General features: G+C 57.2%; 6 protein-coding genes. 1 reads left to right on the forward strand and 5 read right to left on the reverse strand.

Features of this window, described 5'->3' with window-relative positions; all coding sequences use genetic code 11:
* Positions 1–197 precede the first annotated feature (197 nt).
* Together HMPREF9451_RS07605 and HMPREF9451_RS07610 are read right to left on the reverse strand one after the other, a co-directional pair.
* Positions 198–959, reverse strand: a complete 762-nt coding sequence (locus HMPREF9451_RS07605) for a GTP pyrophosphokinase (RefSeq protein WP_009139724.1) — start codon at positions 957–959, stop codon at positions 198–200.
* A 185-nt stretch (positions 960–1,144) separates the two neighbouring features.
* On the reverse strand, positions 1,145–1,963 hold the full coding sequence (locus HMPREF9451_RS07610) for a LysR family transcriptional regulator substrate-binding protein (protein ID WP_083851908.1): 819 nt from the start codon (positions 1,961–1,963) through the stop codon (positions 1,145–1,147).
* On the opposite strand from HMPREF9451_RS07610, the gene HMPREF9451_RS07615 reads away from it, so the two are divergent.
* Positions 1,962–2,408 carry an FAD-binding protein gene (locus tag HMPREF9451_RS07615; RefSeq protein WP_232204101.1) on the forward strand — a complete coding sequence of 149 codons (447 nt, stop codon included), beginning with the start codon at positions 1,962–1,964 and terminating at the stop codon, positions 2,406–2,408. The two genes, HMPREF9451_RS07610 and HMPREF9451_RS07615, sit on opposite strands and share 2 nt — an antisense overlap.
* Positions 2,409–2,821: 413 nt before the next feature.
* Here the strand turns inward: HMPREF9451_RS07615 and HMPREF9451_RS07620 are convergent, their stop codons facing one another.
* The 3 genes from HMPREF9451_RS07620 to larC form a co-directional block, all read right to left on the reverse strand.
* Positions 2,822–4,036, reverse strand: a complete 1,215-nt coding sequence (locus HMPREF9451_RS07620) for an MFS transporter (protein WP_009139727.1) — start codon at positions 4,034–4,036, stop codon at positions 2,822–2,824.
* A 216-nt stretch (positions 4,037–4,252) separates the two neighbouring features.
* Entirely contained in the window at positions 4,253–5,125 is an 873-nt protein-coding gene (locus HMPREF9451_RS09515; RefSeq protein WP_009139728.1) for a MerR family transcriptional regulator, read from the reverse strand.
* A 558-nt stretch (positions 5,126–5,683) separates the two neighbouring features.
* Positions 5,684–6,737: nickel pincer cofactor biosynthesis protein LarC (larC, locus tag HMPREF9451_RS07640; protein ID WP_009139731.1), on the reverse strand; the 1,054-nt coding region annotated here is incomplete at its 5' end.

Here is a 6,737-nt window from a genome sequence, read left to right on the forward strand (position 1 = left end):
CACCTCTGGCGCGGGATGCGGCACGAGCGAATCTGTCCGCCGCGCGAAATCCCGCTTTGTCATCTTTTTTCGCTGGCATCATAGCGCAGGAAGCAGACCGCACCTGCGGCAAATCGAGCGCATCGCGTAAGAAACGAGGTATCTTCACCGAAGGCGCCGCCGCGTACGGATGCAAGACGATGCGCTGCCCGCAAAACCTAAAACGGCCGATCGAGCCTTCGCACGTGTTCGGCAAGGACGTCCAGGCCGTCCATGTCAGCCTCCGCCTCTATTCTGCGGCGTATTTCCATCATGCTTTCGTCCGTGCGCGCAATATCGGAAGCGCAGCGCGCAAGCTCGGCGACAAGGCCGTCTTCGTCGGCAAGGCCGCGCTTGTATTGAAGCTGATGCTCCAAGCTTGCCCAGAAATCCATGGCGATGGTGCGAATCTGCACCTCCACCTTCACCTTCTGCTCGTAATCGGAAAAAGAAACCGGCACGTCAAGCACCAGATGAAGCGATCGGTATCCGCTTGGCTTCGGATGGGATATGTAATCCTTCGTTTCTAGGACCTCAATCCCCGAAAGACGCCCGACCGCTTCGGCCAGCATGTATATGTCGTCCACGTACGAGCAGACGACGCGCACGCCCGCTACGTCGCGCACGTGCTCGATGATGTTTTCCTCCGTAGGTTCTAGACCCTTCGCGCGAAGCTTGTCCATGATGCTCGCCGTGCTTTTCAAGCGCGTGTCGATGGAGTGTATGGGGTTGCGCAGGCGGCGCATCCTGAATTCTTCGTCAAGAATCTCAAACTTCGTCCGCACGATTTTAGCCGCACAAGAATACGTCATCATCAGGTCTTTGTAGGCCACAACCGACGACGCGAGAGCTATTCCTCTTTCGGCCTTTTGAGCATCGTCGAGCGAAAGCTCAGCCAGAGCGACTTCTTCGCGATCATCCGTTGAGAACGAGACTGACATCCTGGCTCCTTCCTCTCAGCGCCCGCATACCGCCGCACGCCATCGGTTACTTTCGGCGAAACGAATACAACGACCTTTCCAGTATGGCAAATATCATCTCATTGAATCATCGCCAATTGCATTTGGAGCGCATCGTTTCCAGACGCTTGAACCTCCAAACACACCAGCCACCCAGAAGCGTTATCTCACGCCAGAGTCATCCTTCGAAAGACTGGCGAAGTACTCGATGCAGTATTTCCTGAAAAGCCGCTCGGGTTCCGTGAACCGATGCTTCGGCAGCGACGAAATCCCGAAACGCCACGTACCCCCTCAAGGGGAATGCAGCGAACGCCCCGCTCGGAGAAAAACGGCAATTGACCGAGATGCTCCGCGCTGAAGGCAAGGCCTCGCCCTTCGTAGGCGAAATTATAGAGCCAAAACATCTCCGACGACTGCAGGACGGTCTTGGGTGTTACGCCTTGCACGCGGCATCGATCAAGGATGTTTGAATAACATTTGAAACCGATGCCAGGCATGGCGAGCGAACGCCCATCAAGGTCGGAAAGAGAAATGACCTCCTTCTTCCCAAGCTCGTCTTCTTCGTTGACCCAAAGACACACGGGCGTCGAATACAGCTCCACCGTCTCGAAATCGCAGTGATACGGAGCAAGGGAAAACGCCAGCCCGAAATCTTCCTCGAGAAGATGCTCGTCGCACTGGATGTCGTTCATTTCCGTGCAATGAAGCGTTATCCCTGGGTTATCGGATTCAAAGCCCTCAAAAAAGCCCCTGCCCAGAAAACCTATGATTCCCAAGGATGATCCCAGAAGCACATTTCCGTTTTCCTCCGCTTGAATGCGCCTGAACGCCTTTTTCACCGATTGGTACTGCGACTCGACGGCATTTACATACGCGATGAACTCATCCGCATACGCCGTGGGAACATGGGAACCCGTAGCTAAATCCTGGGAGGAAAACGGGCCGTACGGCACCGTGTTCACCTTCGGCACCCCGGGCGTTCCCATGTCCGAAGCGCGCCAGCAGCTCGAAAGCCTCGATTCGTGCCATAAGGCTGACAGCATCAAGGAACTGGCCGAATCGGTCGGGCTCGATGCCGCTGCGCTGCAGGAAACGGTGGACACCTACAACGCATACTGTAAGGCCGGAGCCGACGACGACTTCGGCAAGGCGGCAGAATACCTCTGCCCCGTCGAAGAGGGGCCCTTCTATATCCTGGAAGTCGCCGATGGCTACTACACCACCGTTGGCGGTCTTGAGATTTCCGAAAACGCCGAAGCGCTCGACAATGACAACAACGTCATCCCCGGCCTTTATGTGGGCGGATGCGACACCGGCAGCCTGTACGGCGATTCCTACGACGTTGCCACCGCGCCCGGTAGCCAGGCTTCGTGGGCGATCAACTCCGGCCGCTTGGCTATGAAGCACGCCGCTGAATACCTCAAGGCATAGGCATCTTCGGTGGCGGCAGCTCGACCCTGCTGCCACCGAATGCCTGCGTCGGAACCGAGGGGCGCTGGCAGTAAAACCGATATCACCCTCCCCGAATCTGGCTGCGAGCCCGTATCGCAGCCAGATTTCGCTTGCGCCCACCGCGTTTTCTTGTGCAATTCGCTTTCGGCAACACTTGCCAAGCCTAAAATGCACCAACCAAGACCTTCGGACTCGCAAAATGCACGAAGTGTATCAACCCGCCAATGCAGACACTAGTATTCATTGTTGATTATTCTACGATTTCTATACTATAGGGTATTATCTCAGGTCAAACGAGTCATAAACACTGCCGTCGTACGGCTCGTTTGATACGTTTCGTTTGTTTTGCGATACGTTCACCCTCCCGCCAAACTCGGAAACGCCATGCCGGACTAAATCTCGCGCATGGCTTTCATCGCCAGCGCATACGCGGTCAGAAAGATCCAGCCAAGCGCCAGCACAAGCGAAGTCATTCCCACGCCAACAATTTCGATGACGATGGACGTCGCAAACACAGCAATCGGGGCGACAACCAGAAGCATGGAGTTCTGCGTGCCCAGCGCGGCGCCGCGGTGCTCGTCGGGAATCAAGCCGTAGACGAAGTACCCGAACAGAGCGGACACCGGGCCGGAGAACAAGCCGAGCATGGCCGCTCCCGCCAAAATAACCCCGTACGAAGCAAGCGAGCCAAGCGCCGCAACGCCGATCGCCATGCCGACGAAAGAAACCGCATACCACGTACGGCGCTTCATGGCATACGCAAACTTCGCATAACCGAGCGAACCGACCAACGCGCCCACGGACATGGCCGAAAGCACATAGCCCAGAAGTGTTGGGGCGTTTTCCTGCGTGAAAAACACCGGCAAGACCATGCCCTGATAGCTCCCCATCACAATGACGATCAGCATGCCCAGAACCACCGACGCACGCAACACGGCATCGCTCTTAAACAACACGCGCATACCTTCCTTAGTGGATTGGACGGCGGTGCGCACAAGGCCAGCCCCCTGTATATGTCCCGCCTTCGGGGGGACGCCCACGGCGCGAGGAACGAACAGCGTGGTCATGGCAGCGACGAACGAAAGAGCCGCCGTCAGCCACAGCGTGTTCGCCGCGCCGAGAAAGCCCATGCCCATCGAGGCTATCGCGGGACCGACAATGACCACAAGGTTGTCGATGGATTGCGAAACCCCCATGAAACGCTGCAGGTCAAGCTTGTCGTGCTCGATTACAGTGGGAAGAAGTGTGTCGCGTGCGGTCATGCCGGGGATATCCCCCACGGCGCCAACAATACCGCAGACCACGAACCACCCAAACGACAGGCCCACGGTTGCATCGATAATCGGCAAGGCAGCAATCGAAGCCGCCGAGATAAGGTCGGAAACAACCGAAAGGTCCCTCCTGTTGAAGCGGTCGAGCAACGCGCCGCCGAACACCCCCGCAAGCACTTGGGGTATTGCGCATATGATGGCCAGGGCCCCCGCCGCAAGCGCGTCCCCGGTTTTTGCAAGAAGTACCAGCGGGAGGACGACGCCAGCAATCGAGTTGCCAAGCAGCGAAAAAGAGCTCGATGCGACAAACGGTAGCGTAGCGCGAAGTTTTCTCATGGGGTTGCTCCCTTTCAGAAGAAGAGTCCTTTGATTGTTCGAACCCCATGAAAAACTATGACGTTGCGTCATAGTCAACATATGCAATTGGCGACGGACCTCATTCACGAAGCCACCACAATCAACGGATGCACTCGCGCAGCAAAGCGACCCCCCAGAAAGAGGGGCAATGCAGACGCCCGCAAGCGGTGCATGCGCCGCGCAACAACAGCCCTGCTAACCCCCCAGTGCAGCCAAAAGCCCCTTGACGACCCTGTCGTTCACCTCGACCTGCGCCTCATTCAACGTTTCGCGATCGTACATATCCATAAGCGTATCAAGATCTTGAGACTCAGAAGAAGGAAACGATGGAGAAAAACCAGCTCCCTCCGCGTGAAAATCGCCCGAATCACATGCGCTCGACATCGCTAAAACAGAATCGACGCCAAGCTCCCAGCCATACAGCCTTTTCCCCTCCATCAGAATGGGAAGCATGAATCTGACAAACTCGTCGGCCAGCTTCTCACGCTCTTCTTCAGACGAAGCAGGTGAAAGAGCAAGCATCCTTTCGTTCAGCGACACGTATGTCTCCACGGAATCCGTCTCTGCGATAAGGGAGAAAAAACGCGAAACCGCTTCTGCTTCTTCGGAGCCGGATGCGAAAAAACGGTCGACGAGGAGCAAGCCCGAACGCTCCATTTCCACCAAATGCTGACTCGCGCCCGCGTCACGAAGGCGCGCAACGTGGTCGCCGAATGCGAGGGGAACGTCCGGATCGAGATTACGCTCTCGAAGCATCGCCAAAACACGACGCTTCTCTTGCAGGCGCTCAATCTCCTGCGTCAACTCCGCATCAAGGGCATCAAGCGTCTCCGTAAACGAAAGATCTTCGTCAGCGCCTTCCCCCTCGAGCATTTCGCCAACTTGCTGCAACGACATTCCCAAAGAAGTCATGCGCTTAATGCGGAGCACGCGCACAATATCGCCCGCGCTATACGAACGGTATCCATTCGCTGAACGCGGAGGCTCGGGCAGAAGCCCCATCTGATGATAATGACGAAGTGCACGAACGGTGACGCCGGCAAAATCCGCCAGCTCTTTGCTACGCACGCCGCCCTCCTTCGCCATTTTGTGATTCCGCCGCACAAGAACGCCCATCCGAGAGCCGCCGTCGAGGCGATCGCTTGCCAGAAAGGCCGCTCCTCATCGAAGATGGGCTGTTATCATAAAGCCACTTTACACGCCTGGGCACCCCTACAAACAGAGGCCGCCATGGAAAACCTGACAAAACCATCGAAGGTCGCCATTGGAATAGCGGAGTTGTTCGCCCTAGTCTGTGTAGCGGCCCTCATACTCATTCTTGCGCGAGAGACCCCAAGCCTAACCGAAAACGGGAATGACGAGCCCGCACACGAACCCGTGATATCCGACAATCTGCTATTTTGACCCCGGAGTACCGCAGGCGAGCCAACGCGCCGAAGGCGTTCAAGATAAATCTTCAGGGAACAACGGCGTCTACATAATTGAAAGCGGCGTCTGCTATGTCATGGAAGAAGACCAATCCCCGTTGATAGCCCTTCTCGAAGAGATCTTCGAGAAGGCGCGCGAAGAAACGGGCGTCTCGAAGGAAGACCCGCAGAAAACACCTGTCGACAAACGGGTCTGGCTCTACGAAAGCGAGCTCGAAGAAGCGGCTGAGCAGGAACAGAGCGCTTCGCGATACACTTCCTGATACGCCACTTTGCGCTCGCGCGACACTCGCGCGACATCCTCGTATTCGGGGTACAAACGCACGGCACCGTCCGGGAGAACAACCCGCTTTGCGCGCATAGGGCCAAATGCCGTCTCGATCGGCACAATTTCTCGCGGAAGAACGGTGCGCTGCATGGGGGTGCGACGGACGCCGATGGTAGTCGTCTCCTCGAAGAGCACCTGCTCAAGCACGGCAATGTCCTCTTCGGCGCACAAAACCTGAATCTGATATGCGGGACGATTTTTCTTCATGAACACGGGGGCGTAATGCGCCTCGCGCGCACCTGCCGCGAATAGACACTCCATCGCGTACCCGAGCGCTTCACCAGAGCAATCGTCCACTTCGGTCTCAAGCTTCCACACGAACGGACCGCCGTGCGGCGTTGCCACATCAGCAGAGCTGGCGGATGTGCCAGCTTCTTCAATCAGCATGGCACGCACCAGGCTCGGTCGCTCATAGGAACGCTTGCCCGCGCCTATGCCGACTTTTTTGATAACGAAACGCTCGGGGAGAGCCGATTTCGTACGCACCGCCGCAGCGATGGCGGCGCCTGTAGGGGTAACAAGCTCGCCGCGCACCGACGAGATGCTTATGGGCAGCCCCTCGTTTGCAACGATGTTCGCAACCGCTGGAACGGGAATGGGCAAAACGCCATGCTGACAGCGCACGGTGCCGCAGCCCTCGACGAGCCCCGTGATTACGACATCGTCTATTCCCAAATCGTCAAGGCATATCGCCGCCGCGACGATGTCCACGATAGAATCGACCGCACCTACTTCGTGGAAATGAACCTGATCAATGGGCACGCCATGAGCCTGGGCCTCGGCTTTGGCAAGAATGTCGAAGATGCGCAGCGCTGTGCATCGCGCGCGCTCGGAAAGGTCGGCCGATTCTATGACGGCGGAGATTTCGGCAAGACCGCGGTGGTCGTGGTCGTGGTCGTGGTCGTGGTCGTGGTCGTGGTCGTGG

The organism is Slackia piriformis YIT 12062 (assembly GCF_000296445.1).
Lineage (GTDB): Bacteria > Actinomycetota > Coriobacteriia > Coriobacteriales > Eggerthellaceae > Slackia > Slackia piriformis.